General features: G+C 71.7%; 19 protein-coding genes. 8 read left to right on the top strand and 11 right to left on the bottom strand.

Translation table 11 applies throughout. The features are described from left to right. Positions 1-30 precede the first annotated feature (30 nt). Genes ACLJPY_RS20655 through ACLJPY_RS20665 form a run of 3 tightly spaced genes read right to left on the bottom strand, consistent with a single transcriptional unit; the run spans position 31 to position 2837 of the window. The gene (locus tag ACLJPY_RS20655) at positions 31-1272 is read right to left on the bottom strand and encodes a bifunctional RNase H/acid phosphatase (RefSeq protein WP_410590666.1); all 1242 of its coding nucleotides are present in this window, start codon (positions 1270-1272) and stop codon (positions 31-33) included. Then, complete coding sequence (locus tag ACLJPY_RS20660) at positions 1269-2006, bottom strand: zinc ribbon domain-containing protein (RefSeq protein ID WP_410590667.1); 738 nt, start codon at positions 2004-2006, stop codon at positions 1269-1271. Before ACLJPY_RS20660 ends, ACLJPY_RS20655 begins: the two co-directional genes overlap by 4 nt. Positions 2007-2015: 9 nt before the next feature. Further along, entirely contained in the window at positions 2016-2837 is an 822-nt protein-coding gene (locus ACLJPY_RS20665; RefSeq protein ID WP_410590669.1) for a Nif3-like dinuclear metal center hexameric protein, read from the bottom strand. 550 nt (positions 2838-3387) lie between these two features. On the opposite strand from ACLJPY_RS20665, the gene ACLJPY_RS20670 reads away from it, so the two are divergent. From ACLJPY_RS20670 to ACLJPY_RS20685, 4 genes are all read left to right on the top strand, one after another. Further along, positions 3388-3849, top strand: a complete 462-nt coding sequence (locus ACLJPY_RS20670) for a low molecular weight protein-tyrosine-phosphatase (protein ID WP_410590671.1) — start codon at positions 3388-3390, stop codon at positions 3847-3849. Between the two features lie 103 nt (positions 3850-3952). Further along, on the top strand, positions 3953-5323 hold the full coding sequence (locus ACLJPY_RS20675; RefSeq protein ID WP_410590673.1) for a ricin-type beta-trefoil lectin domain protein: 1371 nt from the start codon (positions 3953-3955) through the stop codon (positions 5321-5323). A gap of 97 nt (positions 5324-5420) precedes the next feature. Further along, positions 5421-6251 carry an SURF1 family protein gene (locus ACLJPY_RS20680; protein WP_410590675.1) on the top strand — a complete coding sequence of 277 codons (831 nt, stop codon included), beginning with the start codon at positions 5421-5423 and terminating at the stop codon, positions 6249-6251. Between the two features lie 50 nt (positions 6252-6301). Continuing rightward, entirely contained in the window at positions 6302-6919 is a 618-nt protein-coding gene (locus ACLJPY_RS20685) for an FMN-binding negative transcriptional regulator (protein WP_410590677.1), read from the top strand. Positions 6920-6944: 25 nt separating this feature from the next. Here the strand turns inward: ACLJPY_RS20685 and ACLJPY_RS20690 are convergent, their stop codons facing one another. The 3 genes from ACLJPY_RS20690 to ACLJPY_RS20700 all read right to left on the bottom strand — a co-directional run bounded on the left by ACLJPY_RS20690 (position 6945) and on the right by ACLJPY_RS20700 (position 9107). Next, on the bottom strand, positions 6945-7382 hold the full coding sequence (locus tag ACLJPY_RS20690) for a hypothetical protein (RefSeq protein WP_410590679.1): 438 nt from the start codon (positions 7380-7382) through the stop codon (positions 6945-6947). A 56-nt stretch (positions 7383-7438) separates the two neighbouring features. Then, positions 7439-8329, bottom strand: coding sequence for a cobalamin biosynthesis protein (locus ACLJPY_RS20695; RefSeq protein WP_410590681.1), 891 nt, complete (start codon positions 8327-8329; stop codon positions 7439-7441). A gap of 73 nt (positions 8330-8402) precedes the next feature. Further along, a complete protein-coding gene (locus ACLJPY_RS20700) occupies positions 8403-9107 on the bottom strand; it encodes a FadR/GntR family transcriptional regulator (RefSeq protein ID WP_410590682.1) in 705 nt (234 codons plus the stop codon). Between the two features lie 102 nt (positions 9108-9209). Between ACLJPY_RS20700 and ACLJPY_RS20705 the strand changes: the two genes are divergently transcribed. The 4 genes from ACLJPY_RS20705 (at position 9210) to ACLJPY_RS20720 (ending at position 11992) form a co-directional block, all read left to right on the top strand. Continuing rightward, positions 9210-9707, top strand: a complete 498-nt coding sequence (locus tag ACLJPY_RS20705) for a gluconokinase (RefSeq protein WP_410590684.1) — start codon at positions 9210-9212, stop codon at positions 9705-9707. Then, positions 9704-11071: a gluconate:H+ symporter gene (locus tag ACLJPY_RS20710; RefSeq protein WP_410590686.1), complete on the top strand. Its 1368-nt coding sequence runs from the start codon at positions 9704-9706 to the stop codon at positions 11069-11071. Before ACLJPY_RS20705 ends, ACLJPY_RS20710 begins: the two co-directional genes overlap by 4 nt. A gap of 88 nt (positions 11072-11159) precedes the next feature. Next, the gene (locus ACLJPY_RS20715) at positions 11160-11483 is read left to right on the top strand and encodes an ArsR/SmtB family transcription factor (protein WP_003092533.1); all 324 of its coding nucleotides are present in this window, start codon (positions 11160-11162) and stop codon (positions 11481-11483) included. Continuing rightward, positions 11480-11992: an SRPBCC domain-containing protein gene (locus ACLJPY_RS20720; protein WP_410590688.1), complete on the top strand. Its 513-nt coding sequence runs from the start codon at positions 11480-11482 to the stop codon at positions 11990-11992. The genes ACLJPY_RS20715 and ACLJPY_RS20720 overlap by 4 nt, the downstream gene beginning before the upstream one ends. Positions 11993-12041: 49 nt before the next feature. On the opposite strand, the gene ACLJPY_RS20725 is transcribed toward ACLJPY_RS20720, so the two are convergent. From ACLJPY_RS20725 to ACLJPY_RS20745, 5 genes are all read right to left on the bottom strand, one after another. After that, the gene (locus tag ACLJPY_RS20725) at positions 12042-13010 is read right to left on the bottom strand and encodes an N-acetylglucosamine kinase (RefSeq protein ID WP_410590690.1); all 969 of its coding nucleotides are present in this window, start codon (positions 13008-13010) and stop codon (positions 12042-12044) included. Beyond that, positions 13007-14272 (bottom strand): 6-phospho-beta-glucosidase, encoded by a 1266-nt coding sequence (locus ACLJPY_RS20730; RefSeq protein WP_410590691.1) that lies wholly within the window; start codon positions 14270-14272, stop codon positions 13007-13009. Before ACLJPY_RS20730 ends, ACLJPY_RS20725 begins: the two co-directional genes overlap by 4 nt. Continuing rightward, positions 14269-15159 carry a carbohydrate ABC transporter permease gene (locus ACLJPY_RS20735; protein ID WP_410590693.1) on the bottom strand — a complete coding sequence of 297 codons (891 nt, stop codon included), beginning with the start codon at positions 15157-15159 and terminating at the stop codon, positions 14269-14271. Before ACLJPY_RS20735 ends, ACLJPY_RS20730 begins: the two co-directional genes overlap by 4 nt. Further along, on the bottom strand, positions 15156-16094 hold the full coding sequence (locus tag ACLJPY_RS20740; protein ID WP_410590695.1) for a carbohydrate ABC transporter permease: 939 nt from the start codon (positions 16092-16094) through the stop codon (positions 15156-15158). Before ACLJPY_RS20740 ends, ACLJPY_RS20735 begins: the two co-directional genes overlap by 4 nt. Before the next feature lie 83 nt (positions 16095-16177). Then, positions 16178-17536 carry an extracellular solute-binding protein gene (locus ACLJPY_RS20745; protein WP_410590697.1) on the bottom strand — a complete coding sequence of 453 codons (1359 nt, stop codon included), beginning with the start codon at positions 17534-17536 and terminating at the stop codon, positions 16178-16180. Positions 17537-17545 lie beyond the last annotated feature (9 nt).

The raw sequence follows: 17545 nt of genomic DNA on the forward strand, positions 1-17545 counted from the left end.
CGAGCGTGATCCACCCCACACTTTCCCCGGTCAGGCGAGGTGCGAGGTGTCGTTGACGAGCCGGACCGAGGCGTTCCCGTCGGGGTAGAACTCGACGATCGAGAGCGCCGCCAGGTCCAGGTGCAGGCGGAACAGCAGCTGGGGTCCGGCGTCGAGGCCCATCCGGAGCAGCGTCTTGATCGGCGTCACGTGGCTGACCAGCACCAACGTCCGGCCGCCGTGCTCGGCGATGAGCTCGTCGCGGGCCTTGCGGACGCGCCGGTGGACGACGTCGAAGCTCTCCCCGCCGGGCGGCGGCACCGAAGGGTCGCCCAGCCAGGCGCGGTGCAGTTCGGGGTCGCGGTCGGCTGCTTCGGCGAAGGTCAGGCCTTCCCACTCGCCGAAGTCGGTCTCGATGAGGCCGGGGTGGGTCTCGACGCGCCCGCCGAGCGCGTCGGCGACGGCCTGCGCGGTCTGCTTCGTGCGGGTCAGCGGCGAGGCGATGATCGGGACGGCCTCCCCGTCGACGACCAGGCCCTCGGTCGCGGCCAGCCGCTTCGCCGCGGCCGCGGCCTGCGCGCGGCCGAGCTCGGTCAGCGGGACGTCGCCACGGCCGGAGTAGCGGCGCAGGGCCGACATCTCAGTCTGGCCGTGGCGGAGCAGGAGGAGGCGGGTCGGGGTGCCTTTCGCGCCGGTCCAGGCCACGGCGGCGCGGTCGGGTTGCCGGGTGGGGAGTTTCGGCTTGGTGGCCGGGGCCGTGGTGGCGCCGGTGGCCCCGGCGGAGGTAGCTGCCAGGTCCGCGGCGGTGCCGGTCGGGTCGGCGGTGGCGCCGGTGACGGCCGCCGCCCTTGCCGCCGTGCCGGGGCGGCCGGCGGCGGGGCGGCCGGTCGCCGCGTCCATCGCCTCGTTCGCCAGGCGGTCCGCGTGGGAGTTCTGCGCGCGCGGGATCCACTCGTACCTGACGCGCGAGAACCCCGCCGCCAGTTCCTTGGCCCGCTCGGCCAGCGGCTGCATGTCCGGGTGCTTGATTTTCCAGCGCCCGGACATCTGCTCCACCACGAGCTTCGAGTCCATCCGGACGTCCACTGTGGACGCGCCCAGCTCGGCCGCCGCGGCGAGGCCGGCGAGCAGGCCGTTGTACTCGGCGACGTTGTTGGTGACCACGCCGAGGCTTTCCTTGCGCTCGGCGAGGACGTCGCCGGTCTCGGCGTCCTTCACCACCGCGCCGTAGCCCGCCGGGCCGGGGTTGCCCCGGGAGCCGCCGTCGGCCTCGATGACGACGTGCGATGTCACAGACCCGACTCCAGGGTCCGGACCAGGATCGCGCCGCAGTTCTCGCACTGGATGACGTCGTCCTCCGGCGCGGCCTTGATCTCGTTGACCGTGTTGCGGTCCAGCTCCAGCTGGCACGCGCCGCAGCGGCGGGCCCGCAGCAGCGCGGCGCCGATGCCCTTGTGCTCGCGGACGCGCTCGTACAGCTTGAGCAGCGGCTCCGGGAAGCGCGGCACCAGCTTCTCGCGGTCTTCGACGCGGCGCGCGCGGGTGGTGTCGAGGTCCTTGAACGCCTCGTCGCGGCGGGCGATCGCCGCCGCGACGCCGGCCTCGGCCTTGTCGACCTCGGCGCCGGTGCGCTGCGCGTCCAGGCCGAGGGCCTCGCGCTGCTCCATCAGCTCCAGCAGGTCGTCCTCCAGCGCGCTCTGCCGGCGTTCCAGCGACTGCAGCTCGTGCTCGATGTCGGTCATCTGCTTCGAGTTCACCGAGCCGGACGCCAGGAGCTTGCGGTCGCGGTCCTCGCGGGCGCGGACCGACTCGATCTCCTTCTCCTGCCGGGCGATCTCGCGGTCGAGGTCGGACGCGGCGGTCTCCACCGACACGAGCGCGTCGCGGCGCTCGCGGGCGGTCTTCTCCCCCGCGTCGATCTCGGCCAGCTCGGGCAGGGTGCGGCGGCGGTGCGCGGTGCGCGAGAGCTCGGCGTCCACCTTGGCGAGCTCGAGCAACTGGCGCTGCACGGCGGGTTCGGCCTTCACGGTGCTCCTCTAAATCGATGTGCGCTCGGCGCGGACGTTCCACGGGTCGGTGCACCGCGTGGACACGTGAACGTCGACGTTACCCGCAAAGGCCTGCGCCACGAGCGCCGAGGCTTGCCCGCACCAGGGCCACTCGCTGGCCCAGTGGGTCAGCCCGACCAGCGCGGGCACCGGGCCGCGGCCCGCGAGGTGTTCGCCGGCGGGGTGATGCCGCAGGTCGGCGGTGACGAAGGCGTCGACACCGGCCGCGGTGGCCTGCTTGAGGTAGGAGTCCCCGGCGCCGCCGGACACGGCGACCGTGCGGATCGGGCGGTCCGCGTCACCGGCGCCGAGCACGCCGGGCACGGTCGCGGGCAGGGCGTCGGCGACGCGCTGGACGAACGCCGAGAACGGCTCGGGTCCGGGCAGTTCGCCGATGCGGCCGATGCCGGTGACGCCGTCTTCGTTGGGGGTCAGCGGGCCGGTGACGCGCAGCCCGATCGCCGCCGCGAGGGCGTCGGAGACGCCGGGGTCGGCGGAGTCGGCGTTGGTGTGGGCGCAGTAGAGGGCCACGCCTTCGCGGATCATCCGGTGCACGAGCGCACCCTTGGCCGTGTCGGCGGGCACGCCGTGCACGCCGCGCAGCAGCAGCGGGTGGTGCGCGACGATCAGCTGCGCCCCGAGCTCGACGGCTTCCTCGACGGTCTCGGCGACGGGGTCGACGCAGAACAGCGCGCGGCGCACGGGTTCGGCGGGATCGCCGCAGACGAGGCCGACGGCGTCCCACGACTCGGCGAGCGCGGGCGGGTAGGCCCGCTCCAGCACGGAGATGACTTCGGAGAGGGCGGGCATCCGGGAATTTTGGCACGGGCCGCGGTCCCGGCGTTCCGTCACCCGGCGGGTTGGGGGCGCCGCGGCGGCAACGCACCGCCGCGGGCGCCGGGTGGGATCAGTTGCAGTTGCCGCAGCAGCCGCAGCCCTGTCCGGTGCACTTCGAGCAGCACCCGTGCATGATCGCTCTCCTTCCGGTTCGCGTCCTCGCCCGATCGACGCTAAGTGGCCGCCGCGGGCCGCGGATACCGCCGAGCGGGCGGGTGACCGGGTGAACCCGGCGGTCACCCTCGGCGGCGGCACGCCCGGCACCGGCGACACTCGCCGACTCCGCCCGGCGATTTCCGCACCTCGGCCGCCCAAGCCAGATCGAGCGCCCGACGGCAGCGAGCGGGCGACCGGGTGAACTGCGGCGGTCACCCTCGGCAGCCGCACGCCCCGCACCGGCAACGCTCGCCGACCCCGCCCGGCAATCTCCACACCTCACCCTGCCCGAGCAAGCGCCGCGCAGGCACCCCCGGCACCCGGGCCGTGCGGTCTTCCACGCCGGTCCGGTCGTTACCCTCACGGCGTGACGCACATCGTCTTCGTCTGCTCCGGCAACATCTGCCGCTCTCCGATGGCCGAACTCGTCTTCCGGGCCGGACTCGACGACGCCGGGCTCGGGGACGTCGTCCGGGTCGGCAGTGCCGGTACCGGGCCCTGGCACGCCGGGGAGCCCGCCGACAAGCGGGCCCGCGCCACCCTCAAGGCGCACGGCTACCCCACCGCGCACGTCGCCTCCGAGGTTTCGGACGAGGACCTCGCCGCCGATCTGCTGCTCGCCGCCGATCAGGGGCACGCCGACTTCCTGCGGGCGCGGGTCGACGATCCGGCGAAGGTGCGGCTGCTGCGGTCGTTCGACCCCTCGGCCCCCGAAGACGCCGAAGTCCCGGACCCCTACTACGGCGGGGACGACGGCTTCGAAGACGTCCTCGGGATGATCGAGCGCGCGGTGCCCGGCCTGCTGGACTGGGTCCGCGCGCACGGGTGACCGGCGTCACGATCCGCCGCTGTACTGTTTCGCGCCCCTCGGCGATACCCCCTCCGGCATCGTCATCGATGAGGGGAATCGCGTGTTCAAGAGAATTTCGGGTGTGCTTGCGCTCGTGACGGCGGCGGGGGTGCTGGCCGTCGCTCCGGCGGCAGCCATCACCGGGGGAAGTCAAGCCGCCGACGGGACGTATTCGTTCGTCGCCAAGGTGAACACCGCCGGCCGGGCCTGCACGGGGTCGCTGGTCGCGCCGCAGTGGGTGCTCACCGCGTCGACCTGCTTCGGCGACGCCGTCCCGGCGGGACCGCCGCCGTCGGCGGCCACCGTGACCGTCGGCGGGCGGACCGCCCCGGTCACCACGCTCGTGCCGCGGACCGACCGGAACCTCGTCCTGGCCCGGCTCGACGCGCCCGTCTTCACCGTCGCGCCGGTCGCGCTGGCCAAGAGCCCGGTGCAGACCGGCGAAGTGCTGCGGATCGCCGGCTGGGGCCGGACCGCGACCGAGTGGGTGCCGGACAAGCTGTCCACGGCGAACTTCACCGTGCAGTCCAGCACCGCGACGACGCTGGCGGTGACGGCCGACGCGACCACCTGCAAGGGTGACGCGGGCGGCCCGGCGCTGCGCGAGACCGGCGGCCCGGCCGAGCTCGTCGCGATCAACGCGGCGTCCTGGCAGCACGGCTGCCTCGGCGAGACCGAGACCCGCCAGGGCACGTCCGAAACGCGGCTCGACGAGATCGCGGACTGGGTGCGGGCGCAGATCCCGCCGTACGCCATCCGCAACTTCAACGGCCTGTGCACCAGCGCCGGTGCCCGGGTGACCACCGAGGTCTGCGCCGCGGACGCGGTCGCGCAGCGGTGGACGCTCCCCGGCGACGGGACCGTGCGCACTTCCGACGGGCGTTGCCTCGGTGTCTCCGGCACCGCGGTCGGCACCGGGACGTGCACGGGCGCGCCGGAGCAGCAGTGGCGCTTCCCCGGCGACGGCACCCTGCGGACGGCGGCCGGCGCCTGCGCCGACCTCGGCAACAACGCGCCGGCCACGCCGCTGCTGGTCACCGGCTGCGCCACCGGCAACCCGAGTCAGCAGTGGTCCCTCAAGGGCGACGGCACCCTGCGCAACCACAACGGCCTCTGCGCCGACCTCGGCTCGAACGCCGAGCTGACGCCGATCACGATGGTGGCGTGCGGCGAGGGCCAGGTCAGCCAGCGCTGGGGGCTGCTCGGCGGGGTGCTGGTCAACACGAACCAGCTCTGCGCCGACCTGCGTTCGAACAACCCCGGGACGCCGCTGATCATGGTGGCGTGCGGGGCCGGTCAGCCCAGCCAGCAGTGGACCGCGCCGGGTGACGGCACCCTGCGCAACCGCAACGGCCTGTGCGCCGACCTGGGCTCCAACGCCCCGGGCACCCGGGTCATCACGGCCGTCTGCGTCGCCGGGAACCCGAGCCAGCAGTGGCGGCTGGATCGCTGAGCCGCGTTCGCCCCGGCCCGGGCGGTTCGTCCGGCCTCCGTCACACCGGGCGGAGGTCGGCGGGCGGCCCGGCCGGGGTACGGCCTACCGTGGAGGGGTGCGGTTGCGGTTCCTGCTCCGGCCCGGGTGGCTGGCACTGACGGCGGTGGTGTTCACCTTCGCCATCTGCTGCTTCACGCTGCTCTCCCCGTGGCAGTTCAGCCGCAACGCCGAGCGCGAGCAGCAGAACGCCGCGCTGCAGGCGTCGTTCACCGCGGCGCCGGTGCCGCTCGCGCAGCTGCTGCCGCCGGGCAGCGTGCCCGGGGGGCGGACCGAATGGCACCTCGTCACGATCACCGGCCGGTACCTGCCGGACAAGGAAGTCGTCGCGCGGCTGCGGACGGTCCAGGGCGAAGGCGCCTTCGAGGTGCTGACACCGATGCGGACCGCCGACGGCACGGTCGTGCTGATCGACCGCGGCTACGTCGGGCTCGACAGCAAGTCGGCCGCGCAGCCGTTCGCGCCGCCGCCGGCCGGGACCGTGTCCGTGACGGCCCGGGTGCGGGCCGACGAAACCGACCCGAAGAACCGCGACGCGTTCGCCGACGCCTCGACCGGCGGCCGGCTGCAGAGCTACGTCGTCGACTCCCGCGTGGTGGCCCGGGCGGGCGGCCTCGACATCCGGCCCGGGTACTTCCAGCTCGACGTCGGCCAGCCCGGCGTGCTCGGCGCGCTGCCGCTGCCGCAGACGGACTCCGGGCCGTTCCTGTCGTACGCGCTGCAGTGGATCGCGTTCGGGGCGATGGCCCTGCTCGGCTGGCTGTACTTCACGGTCCGCGAGCTGAAGCCGGGCGGGGCGCTGGACGCGTCCTCGGCGCCTTCGCGGCGGAAGTCCGTCGCGGAGATCCTGGCGGAGGACGAGCTCGCCGAAAGTGGCCATCAGAAGTAGGCCGGAACTGGCCCTGTGGCCAGGCCACTTCGCGCGGTGATACTCGGGTCATGTTGATCCACCCCTGGGACGCCTCGCCGGATGCCGAGTGGCGCGAGTGGCTGGCCGGGCACGACTTCGGCCAGCTGATCGCCGGGGGAACCGGCCGCGACCTGCCCGTGGTGACGCCGGCGCACTTCGCGTTCGACGGCGACCGCACGGTCGTGACGCACCTGGCCCGGCCGAACCCGATCTGGCCGTTGCTGGAGGAGCACCCACGGGCCCTGCTGACGGTGATCGGCGACTACACCTACGTCCGCGCGGACTGGAACACGACCGGGGACCCGGCGTACGGCGTGCCGACGTCGTACTACGCGACCGTCCAGCTCGAAGGCGACGTCCGGTTGGTCGACGACCCGGCGGCCAAGGCCGCGCTGCTGGACAAGCAGCTGCGCCACTTCGAGCCCGACGGCGGGCGCGCGCCGGTGAGCGCGGCCCCGGACGCGCCGGACCGGCGGCTGCTGCCGGGCATCCGCGGGATCGAGTTCTCGATCACCGGCGTCCGGGCGAAGTTCAAGTTCGGCGGCAACAAGACGGCCGAGGACCGGACGCGCATCGGGGCCCGGCTGGCGGAACGCGGCGGGCCGCTGGACGAAGAGGCCTTGGCGCAGCTGCGCCGCCGCGGCTGAGCGACCTCAGCCGCGGCGGGCTTCCTCAGCCGCCGCAGGCGGGCTCCGGGAGCACGTCCACGAAGCCGTGGACGGTCTCGCCGGTGGTGTGGTTGCGCGCGTCCGCGGTCATGTGCTGCGTGACGCCCGGCTGGTTGGCCGTCGCGTGCTGCTCCCGGATCCCGGCCGTCGTCGAGACGTCGTCGCCGGTGAAGAAGACCTTGCCGTTGTCGGCGAAGGTGATGGTCCAGGTCTGGCCGGCCACGGTCGTGTGGATCTCGAACTCCTCCCCCACGACGAACGACCCGCCGGGGCCGTCGTCGTCGTGCTTGGACTTCAGCGTGTAGGGCGTGCCCAGGCTGCCGGAGCCTTCCTGCTTGTAGGTCGGGCCGCAGGGCCGGCTCTTGGCGTCGGCGGTGCCGGTCACGACCAGGGTGAGCAGGCTCGCGGCGACCACGCCGGCCGCCATGTGCTTGTACCGCAAGGGTTCCTCCCGGGTTTCGGCGAAGCGTTGCCTACGCTCGTCGATACGCGGCGGGGTTACGCCCTGCGACGCCGGAAGCCCGTCAGCACGGCGAGGACCACCGCGGTCGCCCCCGCCAGCCAGCCCACCACCCGGGACAGCTCCACCGCGCGCGTCACGTGGCCGGCGTCCGGGTTGCGGCCCACGCCCAGCACCGGCAGCTCCAGCACGCCGTGCGGGTACACCGTCCGGCCGCCGACGCGGATCTCGAGGGCTCCGGCGAACGCCGCCTCCACGCGGCCCGCGTTGGGGCTCGGGTGGGCGATCGTGTCGCGGCGCCAGGCTCGCCACGCGCCGCCCGCCGAGCCGCCGACCACCGGGGCCGCCAGCACGGTCAGCGCCGCCGCCACGCGGGTCGGGACCAGGTGGACCAGCTCGTCGGCGCGGTCCACCGCCCAGTGGCCGCGGCGGCCCACCCGGGACCGGCGCAGCAGGCTCACCGCGCGCGCCCCCAGCAGGCCCGGGACGCCCGCCACCGCGCCCCACACGAGCGGGGCCACCACCGCGTCGGACGTGTTCTCCGCCAGCGTCTCCACCGAGGCGCGGGACAACGCGATCGCGCCCAGGCCATCGGCCACCCGTGGGTCCAGTTCGGACAGCGTGGTGCGCGCCGGCTCGAAGCGGCACTCCTCCAGGTCGCGGGCCAGTTCGGTGCCCTGCTGGGCCAGGCCGGCCGCGCCGAGCACGGCCCACGTCGTGATCGCCGTCGCCGAGGCCTGCACCAGCGGGCGGCCCCGGCCCGCGCGTTCGAGCAGCGCCCCGCCGGCCACCGCCGCGGCCGCGGCCAGCACGCCCGAACGCGGCGGGAGACGCCGGAACGCCGTCACCGGAGGACGGCGGCGCGGGTCGCCGAGGGCGCCGTCGGCCGCCACGCCCAACACCAGTCCGATCGCGCGCGCCGCGCTCACCCGTGCCCCCCGGCGGAAGTAAGTCCAGTTCCCCGGGGAGGCTACTCGGCCTCGGAAGCCCCGCCCGCCGCGACTACCCGTCCCCGGCGTCCCCCTCCGCGACCAGCGCCGCGATCTCCTCGCGCGCCTGCACGACGATGTCCCGCATCGCCCGCTCCGCGCGGTCCGCCTCGCCGGCGGCCACCGCCGCGGAAACCTCCAGGTGCAGCGCCACCGCTTCGGGCTGGGGCTCCGGTGGCATCAGGCCGTGGCCGGTCCGCCCGGTGAGGACCTCCGCGACGACCTCCGACAGCTGCCCGAACATCGGGTTGCCGGACGCGGTGAGCAGCAGGTCGTGGAAGGCGATGTCGAACCCGAGGAACGCCGGGAGGTCGCGCGCCCGGGCCGTCCGCGCCAGGCGCTCGCCCAGCGCGCCGAGGCGGCCGCGCTCCTCCGGGGTCGCGCGCAGGGCCGCGTACCGGGCCGCGCACGGCTCGATCGCCGACCGCAGCTCGTTCAGCGTGGCCAGGGCCGCCGGCCGGGCCGGGCCGTCGAGCTGCCAGCGGATCAGCCGCGGGTCGTAGTGGTTCCACTCCGCCGGGTCCCGGACGATCACCCCGACCCGCCGCTTGCTGCTGGTCAGCTGCATCGTCTCGAGCACGCGGACGACTTCGCGCGCCACGGTCCGCGAAGCGCCGAAGCGTTCCTGGAGCTCTTCGGAGCGCAGCACGGTGCCCGGGACCAGGGCACCGTTAGCGATCGCCGCGCCGAGGGCATCCAGGACCTGCTCGTGTCTCACCCGGTCAACCTAACCGTCTGATTCGATTAAGTAGTACTTCATCTTGAATAAGTAGTACTTTTGAGTTTGACTCACCTGAGCACAACGAAGTGGGAGGTGCGGATGACCGTCATCGTGGTGATGGGGGTGTCTGGCTCCGGGAAGACGACGATCGGCACGGCGCTCGCCGCGGCACTGGGCGTCGAATACGCCGAAGCGGACACGTTCCACCCGAAGGCCAACATCGACAAGATGACCGCCGGCACGCCGCTGACGGACGAAGACCGCGCGCCCTGGCTCGAGGCCATCGCCGGCTGGATCCGCGCGCACCAGGACACCGGCGGCGTCGTGACGTCGTCCGCGCTCAAACGCCGGTACCGGGACGTGCTCCGCAGCGGCGGGGACGTCTTCTTCGTCCACCTGCACGGCGACCGGGCCCAGCTGGCCGAGCGGATGAAGACCCGGAAGGGCCACTTCATGCCCGTGTCGCTGCTGGATTCGCAGCTCGCCGACCTCGAGCCCCTCGAGCCGGACGAGGCCGGCATCGTCCTCGACAACACCAGCGGGACTCCGGCGGAAATCACCGAAGCCGCGCTGACCGCCCTTCGGGAGCACGCGTGAACGCCGTCCTCGCCGCCGGCTGGACCGGCCACGACACCCGCCTGATCATCGCGACCGTCGTCGCGATCGCCGTCATCGTCGTGCTGATCACGAAGGTGAAGCTGCACCCGTTCCTGTCGCTGGTGCTCGGCTCGCTCGTGCTCGGGCTGACCGCCGGGATGCCGGTCGACAAGCTGCTCAAGAGCTTCACGAACGGCGTCGGCAGCACGGTCGCGTCCGTCGGCATCCTGATCGCCCTCGGCGCGATGCTCGGCAAGCTGCTCGCCGACTCCGGCGGCGCCGACCAGATCGTCGACACCGTGCTCGGCAAGGCCCGCGGTGCCGCGCTGCCCTGGGCGATGGCCCTGGTGGCCGCGCTGATCGGGCTGCCGATGTTCTTCGAGATCGGGCTCGTCATGCTGATCCCGGTGGTGCTGCTCGCGGTCAAGCGCACCGGGAAACCGCTGATGCTGCTGGGCATTCCGGCCGTCGCCGGGCTTTCGGTGCTGCACGGGCTCGTCCCGCCGCACCCGGGCCCGCTGGCCGCGGCGGGCGCGCTGAACGCGAACGTCGGCATCACGCTGGCGTTCGGCCTGCTCGTCGGCGTTCCGACGCTGGTCATCGCGGGCCCCCTGTTCGCCCGCGTCGCCGCCCGGCTCGTCCCGGACGCGGCGCCGCCGGAGCGCCTGATCCCGGAGCGTGCCGACACGGACAAGCCGCGCCCGAGCTTCGCCGCGACGCTCACGACGGTGCTGCTCCCGGTCGTGCTGATGCTGGCGAAAGCGCTGTCGGACATCCTGCTGGCCAAGGACAGCCAGGCGCGCAAGATCCTGGACTTCGTCGGCGACCCGCTGATCGCGCTGCTCGCGGCGGTGCTGGTCGGCATGGTGCTGCTGGGCCGCCCGGCCGGGCTCGACCGGTCCCGGCTGTCCACTGTGGTCGGTGACTCGCTGGGCCCGATCGCCGGGATCATCCTGATCGTCGGCGCGGGCGGCGGCTTCAAGCAGACGCTGGTCGACGCGGGTGTCGGCGACGTCATCACCGGCCTGGCCAAGGACGCGAACCTCTCGCCGCTGCTGCTCGGCTGGCTGGTCGCGGTGGCGATCCGCCTGGCGACGGGCTCGGCCACGGTCGCGACCGTGTCGGCCGCCGGTATCGTGGCCCCGCTGGCGGCGACCATGGACCCGTCGCACAGCGCTCTGCTGGTGCTGGCGATCGGCGCCGGCTCGCTGTTCTTCTCGCACGTCAACGACGCCGGGTTCTGGCTGGTCAAGGAGTACTTCGGCCTGTCGGTCGGCCAGACGCTGAAGAGCTGGTCGGTGATGGAGACGCTGATCTCCGTGGTGGCGATCGCGCTGATCCTGCCGCTGTCGCTGATCGTTTAGCCGCGGACGAAGGCCGTCACCCCCACCGCGGGTGACGGCCTTTTTTCGCACATTGACATGTGACCTTTTGGTCACCTATCTTGGGCGGGTGCCCGACGACGACCTGGTGTTCAAGGCGCTGGCGGATCCGACCCGCCGGTTCCTGCTCGACCTGCTCTTCGAGCGTGACGGCCGCACGCTCACCGAGCTGGAGACCCAGGTGGAGATGACCCGCTTCGGCGTCATGAAGCACCTGAAGCTCCTCGAAGAGGCCGGGCTCGTCGTCGCCAGGAAGGAGGGCCGCGAGAAGCGGCACTTCCTCAACCCCGTCCCGATCCGCCAGATCCACGACCGGTGGATCGACAAGTACACCGAGCGCCACGTGACCGCGCTGCTCGACCTCAAGAACGAACTGGAAGGCGAAGAACCATGACGGACACCGTGCAGGTCTACCGCGTCTACATCAAGGCGTCCCCGGAGCGCATCTGGGACGCCATCACGAAACCCGAGTGGACGGCGAAGTACGGCTACACCGGCCTGGTCGACTTCGACCTGCGGCCCGGCGGCAAGCACCGCACCCGCCCGACGCAGGCGTTCATCGACGCCGGGATGACCGGCGACGTCGTCGACGGCGAGGTCCTCGAGGTGGACCCGCCGCGGAAGCTGGTCCTCACCTGGAAGCTGCTGATGGCGCCCGGCGACGTGAGCGAGGAGCCCTACACGACGCTCACCTACGAGATCGAGGAATCCAAGACGGCCGGCACCCGGCTGACCGTCACGCACGACGTCACCGGCGCCCCGAACACGGCCGGGATGGTCAGCGGCGCCTTCGAGCAGCTCGACGCGCCGCCGAACGAGAACGCGGGCGGCGGCTGGCCCTGGATCCTCTCCGACCTCAAGTCCCTGCTGGAAACCGGCGAAACCATCGTCCCGGCGCCGTGAGGTGGGTCTGGTGGCCTGCCTCGCGCCGCTTCGAGGCAGGCCACCAGGTCTAGGTGCGCTGGGTCGCCGCCTTGAGCGCCGCCTTCGCGGCCTCCGGCGCGCCCAGCGTGTCCAATCCGAACAGCGCCGCGCCCACCACGGGGTTCACGTCGACGACGCGGACCACCGCGCGCGGCGCGACCTTCAGGCACCGGCGCTCGATCTCCGCGATCACCGGCGCACCGATCCCGGTCAGCACGCCGCCGCCGAGGACGATCTCCGGGGCGTCTTCGGTCAGGTCCAGTTCGCGGAGGATCACCGCCGCGAAGACGCTGACCTCCTCGACGAACCGCGTGACGATGTCCTGCGCGACCTCGTCCCCCGCGGCCGCCACCTCGAACAGCAGCGGGCACAGGCCGTGGATCGACGCCGGGTCGATCTCCTCGAAGTGCAGGCCCTGCACGACGTCCAGCAGGGTCGGCTTCCCGAAGTACGCCGCCACCGCGGGCATCAGGGCCGTGCGCGGGCCGCGGCCGTCCTCGGCGCGTACGGCCCACCACAGCGCCTCTTCGCCGAGCCGGTAGCCGCCGCCCCAGTCGCCGGAGATCTTGCCCAGCGCGGGAAAGCGGTGGACGCGGCCGTCCGGGCCGACGCCGGCGCCGTTGATCCCGGCGCCGCAGACCACGGCGACCCCCACCCCCGCGCTGCCCGCCCGGAGCAGCGCGAGGGTGTCGTTGCCGACGGTCAGGGTGTCGCTCCACCCGCGGGCGGACAGCGCCGCGTGCAGTGCCTCCTCCTCGCGCGGGAAGTCCAGCCCGGCCAGGTACGCGGAGGTGTGCACCGCGAACGGCCGCTCTCCGAACGCCGGGTAGGCCTCCAGAACCAAGTCCTCCAGCGCCGCGACGCAGGCCTCGACGCCGATGTTCTGCGGCGACGCGCCGGGGCCCCTCGACTTGCCCAGCACCACGCCGTCGTCCGAGATCACCAGGACCTCGGTCTTGCTGTTGCCGCCGTCGATCGCGATGACAGCGGGCCTCATCCGCGCGCCCAGGGCAAGTACTCGCGGTTGATCTGCACCAGCGAGTCGGCGAGCGTGTCGGCCTTGGAATACTGGCCGACCAGCGGGTGCGCCAGCAGGGCGTCGGCGACGCGGTCCCGGCCGCCCTTCACCGCCGCCTCCAGCGCCAGGTACTCGTACGACGTCGTCGCCGCGATGAGCCCGGCGAACCGCTGCTCGACCGGCGGCTGCGCGATCGGCGTCGCACCCTTGGAATCCACAGTGGACCGAGCCTCGATGACGGCGTCGTCCGGCAGGAACGGGAAGGTCCCGTCGTTGCGGACGTTCACCACGTGCTCCTCGGCCGGACCGCCCGCGGTCAGCGCGTGCACCAGCTGCACCGCGGCTTCCGAGTAGTACGCGCCGCCGCGCTTCTCCAGGGACTCCGGCTTGGTGTTCTGCTCCGGGTCGAGGTAGATCTTCAGCAGCTCTTCCTCGACGTCGGAGACGACGTCCGCGCGCGGGCGCTCGGTGCGCTGCTTGGTGACCTGCTCGTCGTGCGCGTAGAAGTACTTCAGGTAGTACGACGGCACGACGTTCATCCGCCGCAGCCACTTCTCCGGAACGCTGACCTCGTGGGACAGGTAGTCCAGGTGCTGCTCCAGCAGCTCCGGCAGCCGGTCGACGCCGTCGACGAGCGCGCCGCGCTCCCAGCTCAGGTGGTTCAGTCCGGTGTGGACGAGTTTGACGTCGTCCGCGCCGACACCGAGCAGCTTCCCGAACTGACGCTGCAGGTTGATGGCGACGTTGCAGAGCCCGACCGCGCGGTGGCCCTCGTTGAGCAGGGCGCGCGTGACGATGCCGACCGGGTTGGTGAAGTTGACGATCCACGTGTCGTCGCCGGCGATCTTGCGGACGCGGTCGGCGATGTCCAGGACCACCGGGACCGTGCGCAACGCCTTCGCGAGCCCGCCCGCACCGGTCGTCTCCTGGCCGACGCAGCCGCAGGCGTGCGGGAACGTCTCGTCCGAGCGCCGCGCCCGCTGGCCGCCGACCCGCAGCTGGATCAGCACCGCGGAAGCGCCGTCGACGCCTTCTTCCAGCGACTGCGTGGTCTTGACCCGCGCCGGGTGGCCCGCGTGGTCGAGGAGGCGCTGGCTGAACCCGCCGACGGCCTCGACGCGGTAGGCGTCCGGGTCGACCAGCACGATCTCGTCGACGTCCAGAGTGGACCGTCGGCCGGCGATCCCGTCGATCAGCTCCGGCGTGTAGGTGGACCCGCCACCGACGACTGCCAGCTTCATCCCTTGACTCCCGTGAATGTGATGCCCTTGACGAACGACTTCTGCGCGAAGATGAACAGCACGATCACCGGCGCCATGATCAGCGCGGTCGCCGCCATCGTCATGTTCCACTCGACGTGGTGCATGCCGCGGAAGGACGCGATCGCGAGCGAAAGCGGCCAGTGGTCCTGGTCCTCGCCGGTGTAGAGCAGCGGCCCGAAGTAGTCGTTCCAGGTGAACAGGAAGCAGAACATGGCGGTGGCCGCGATCCCGGGCTTGGCCATCGGGATCAGCACGCGGTACATCGCCTGGAACTCGTTGCAGCCGTCGATCTTCGCCGCTTCGAGGTAGTCCTTCGGAATGGTGAGGAAGAACTGCCGGAGCAGGAAGATCGAGAACGCGTCGAAGAAGAAGTACGGCACGATCAGCGGCACCAGCGTGCCGGTGAGGCCCATCCGCACCCACAGGTCGTACAGCGGCACGACGGTGACCTGCGGCGGCAGCAGCATCGCCGCCACGGTCAGCATGAAGAACAGGTTCTGCCCGCGCCACTTCAGCTTCGACAGCGCGTACGCCGCCGGGATCGCCGAAAGCAGCGCGCCCGCCGTCGCCAGCGCCGAATACAGCAGGCTGTTGCCGAAGTATTCGAGCAGCGGCGCCTTCTGGAACACCTTGACGAAGTTCTCGAAGTGCCATTCCGTCGGCCACAGGCTCGCCGTCATCGCCTGGTCGCTCGCCATCACCGCGGTGAGGAACACGAACAGGATCGGCAGCATGAAGATCACGCCGAGGGCGATGCCGACCGCGTGGGTGGCGATGTAGGACAACCGCTTGTCCCAGCTGCGCTTGAACTTGACCTTCGGCGGCACGCCCGCCGCTTTTTGCGGCGCTTCGGCCAGTGCGGTCATGCCCCCTCCTCCTGGTGCTGGGACTTCCTCAGCTGCCGCACGAGGATCCAGGTGAATCCGGACGACACGATGAACAGCAGGACGGCCATCGCCGCCGCGTAACCCATGTTGAAGTAGCGGAAACCCTGTACGTACAGCCAAATCGGATAGGTGAGCGTCGAGTTCTGCGGCGCCCCGATGAGCTTCGAGTTGCCGGCGACGTCGGCCGTGCCCGCGGAAGCGGACGACGCGACGATCGCCTGTGTGAAGAACTGCAGCGCGTAGATGATCGAGTTGACCACGCCGAACAGCAGCACCGGCGAGATCGACGGCAGCGTCACGTGCCAGAACCGGCGGACCGGCCCGGCGCCGTCCAGCTCGGCGGCTTCGTACTGCTCGGTCGGGACGTCGAGCAGCGCGGCCAGGATGATGATCATCAGCTCGCCGGAGCCCCACAGCGCGAGCAGCGTCAACGCGGGCTTCGACATCGCCGGGCTGTTGAACCAGAGGCCGCCGTCGATGCCGACGAGCCGCAGGAACCGGTTGACCGGGCCGAACTCCGGGTTGAACACGAAGACGAACGCCAGCGTGGCCGCCGCGGGCGGCGCGAGCGTCGGCAGGTAGCAGAGCGTCCGGACCAGGCCGACACCCGACTTCAGCCGCGAGATCACCGACGCGATGCCGAGGGAGAACACCACCCGGCAGACCGTCAGGACGACCACCAGCCACAGCGTGTTGTACGCCGCCGTGCCGACCAGCGGCTCGGTGGTGAACATCCGGACGTAGTTGTCGAAGCCGATGAACTGCGGCGGGTTGATCAGGTCGTAGCGGGTGAAGGAGTAGTAGACCGTGGCGATCAGCGGGTAGCCGAAGAAGACGAGGAACCCGATGAGCGCCGGGGCCATGAAGAACAGGACGGTCCGGCGGCGCTTGGCCCGGCGGGCCCCCGCCCGCACCTTGGCAGGTGCGGACGGGGAAGCCTTTTCCGCGAGTGTGCGGGGCGAGGTACTCGTTACCGCCGAGACCCCATCGGACAGAGTCATCCGCCCGCGCCCTTCTGCTTGAGCTCGTCGTCGATCTGCGCGTCGACCTTCTTCAGGCCTTCGGTCAGGTCGGGCACCGAACCGGCCTGCCACTTCTCGGCGAAGTCGTTGACCGCCTTGAGGTGCGCGTCGCCGATCGGGGTGGTCTGGTTGGCGACCAGCTTGCCGCTGTCGTAGATGTCGAGGAACGTCTTGAACTGCGGCTGCAGGTCCAGCTTCGGCGAGGTCAGCGACGCCTTGGTGCTGGGCACGTTCTTCAGGCCGTTGGCCATGTCGACCAGCGTGTCGGTGTCCAGGGTGACCTGCTTGATCAGCTCCCACGCGGCGCCGGGGTTCTTGGCGCCCTTGGGGATGGCGATGATCGTGCCGGTGGTGAAGCCGCCGCCGTAGTGGTCGGCCATGCTGTCGAGCACCGGCGCGGGCGCGGTGCCGTAGTTGACGTTCGGCGCCTGGTCCTTGAGGAACGCGGTGCGGAACTCGCCGTCGTAGATCATCGCCAGCTTGCCCTTGTGGAAGCCGTGGTCGGCGGAGTACTCGTCACCGAGACCCGCCTTGAACTGCTCGACCTTGGCGTGGCCGCCGTAGAAGTCGATGAGCTGCTTCTGGAACTCGAACATCGCCTTCCAGCCGGGGTTGGTGGCGAGGTCGGACTTGCCGTCCGGGCCGAGGAAGGGCGCGCCGAAGTTCGGCGCCCAGTACTGGGCCTGGTTGGCGTAGAACGGCATCGAGGGCAGGAAGCCGGCGACCTTGATCGAGCCGTCCGGGTTGAACTCGGTCAGCTTCTTGGTCGCCTCGAACAGCTCGGACGTCGTCTTCGGCGGCGAGGTGATGCCCTTCGCCGCGAACATGTCCTTGTTGTAGTAGAGCCCGTAGACGTCGGCGAGCATCGGCATCGCGCACCGCTTGCCCTGGTACTCGGTGTAGTTGCGGACGGCTTCGGGGATCTGGTTCAGGTCGATCTTGTCGCGCTCGATGTAGGGCTTGAGGTCCTGGAAGCTGCCGGTGGAGCACCAGGCACCGAGGTTGTCGGTGTAGAACGAGATCGCGACGTCCGGTGGATTGCCGCCGCGGATCGACTGCGTGAGCTTGTCGTCGTCCTGGTTGCCTTCGTGCTTGATCTCGATGTTCGGGAACTTGGCCTTGAGCTTGTTGAGACCCGCGGTGACCACACCGTACTCGCGGTCGGTGAACTTGGAGTACACCGTGATGGTCAGCTTGTCGTCCTTGCCGGGCGCGGCGGCCGCGTCCTTCGTGGACGGCGCGGCCGCGCCGGAACAGGCGCTGGTCAGCAGGACGGACGCCGCGGCGGCGGCCACCAGCAGGGCGCCGCGGCGGGTCCGGGTGGTCGGGGGCATGGCCCTCCT

This window comes from Amycolatopsis sp. lyj-23, assembly GCF_046549135.1.
In the GTDB taxonomy this organism is placed as follows: Bacteria; Actinomycetota; Actinomycetes; order Mycobacteriales; family Pseudonocardiaceae; genus Amycolatopsis.

Coding starts and splice junctions, on each gene's coding strand:
- ACLJPY_RS20665 (WP_410590669.1), bottom strand. CDS start 2,837: ATGCCCGCCCTCTCCGAAGTCATCTCCGTGCTGGAGCGGGCCTACCCG.
- ACLJPY_RS20685 (WP_410590677.1), top strand. CDS start 6,302: ATGTTGATCCACCCCTGGGACGCCTCGCCGGATGCCGAGTGGCGCGAG.
- ACLJPY_RS20705 (WP_410590684.1), top strand. CDS start 9,210: ATGACCGTCATCGTGGTGATGGGGGTGTCTGGCTCCGGGAAGACGACG.
- ACLJPY_RS20720 (WP_410590688.1), top strand. CDS start 11,480: ATGACGGACACCGTGCAGGTCTACCGCGTCTACATCAAGGCGTCCCCG.
- ACLJPY_RS20725 (WP_410590690.1), bottom strand. CDS start 13,010: ATGAGGCCCGCTGTCATCGCGATCGACGGCGGCAACAGCAAGACCGAG.
- ACLJPY_RS20730 (WP_410590691.1), bottom strand. CDS start 14,272: ATGAAGCTGGCAGTCGTCGGTGGCGGGTCCACCTACACGCCGGAGCTG.
- ACLJPY_RS20735 (WP_410590693.1), bottom strand. CDS start 15,159: ATGACCGCACTGGCCGAAGCGCCGCAAAAAGCGGCGGGCGTGCCGCCG.
- ACLJPY_RS20745 (WP_410590697.1), bottom strand. CDS start 17,536: ATGCCCCCGACCACCCGGACCCGCCGCGGCGCCCTGCTGGTGGCCGCC.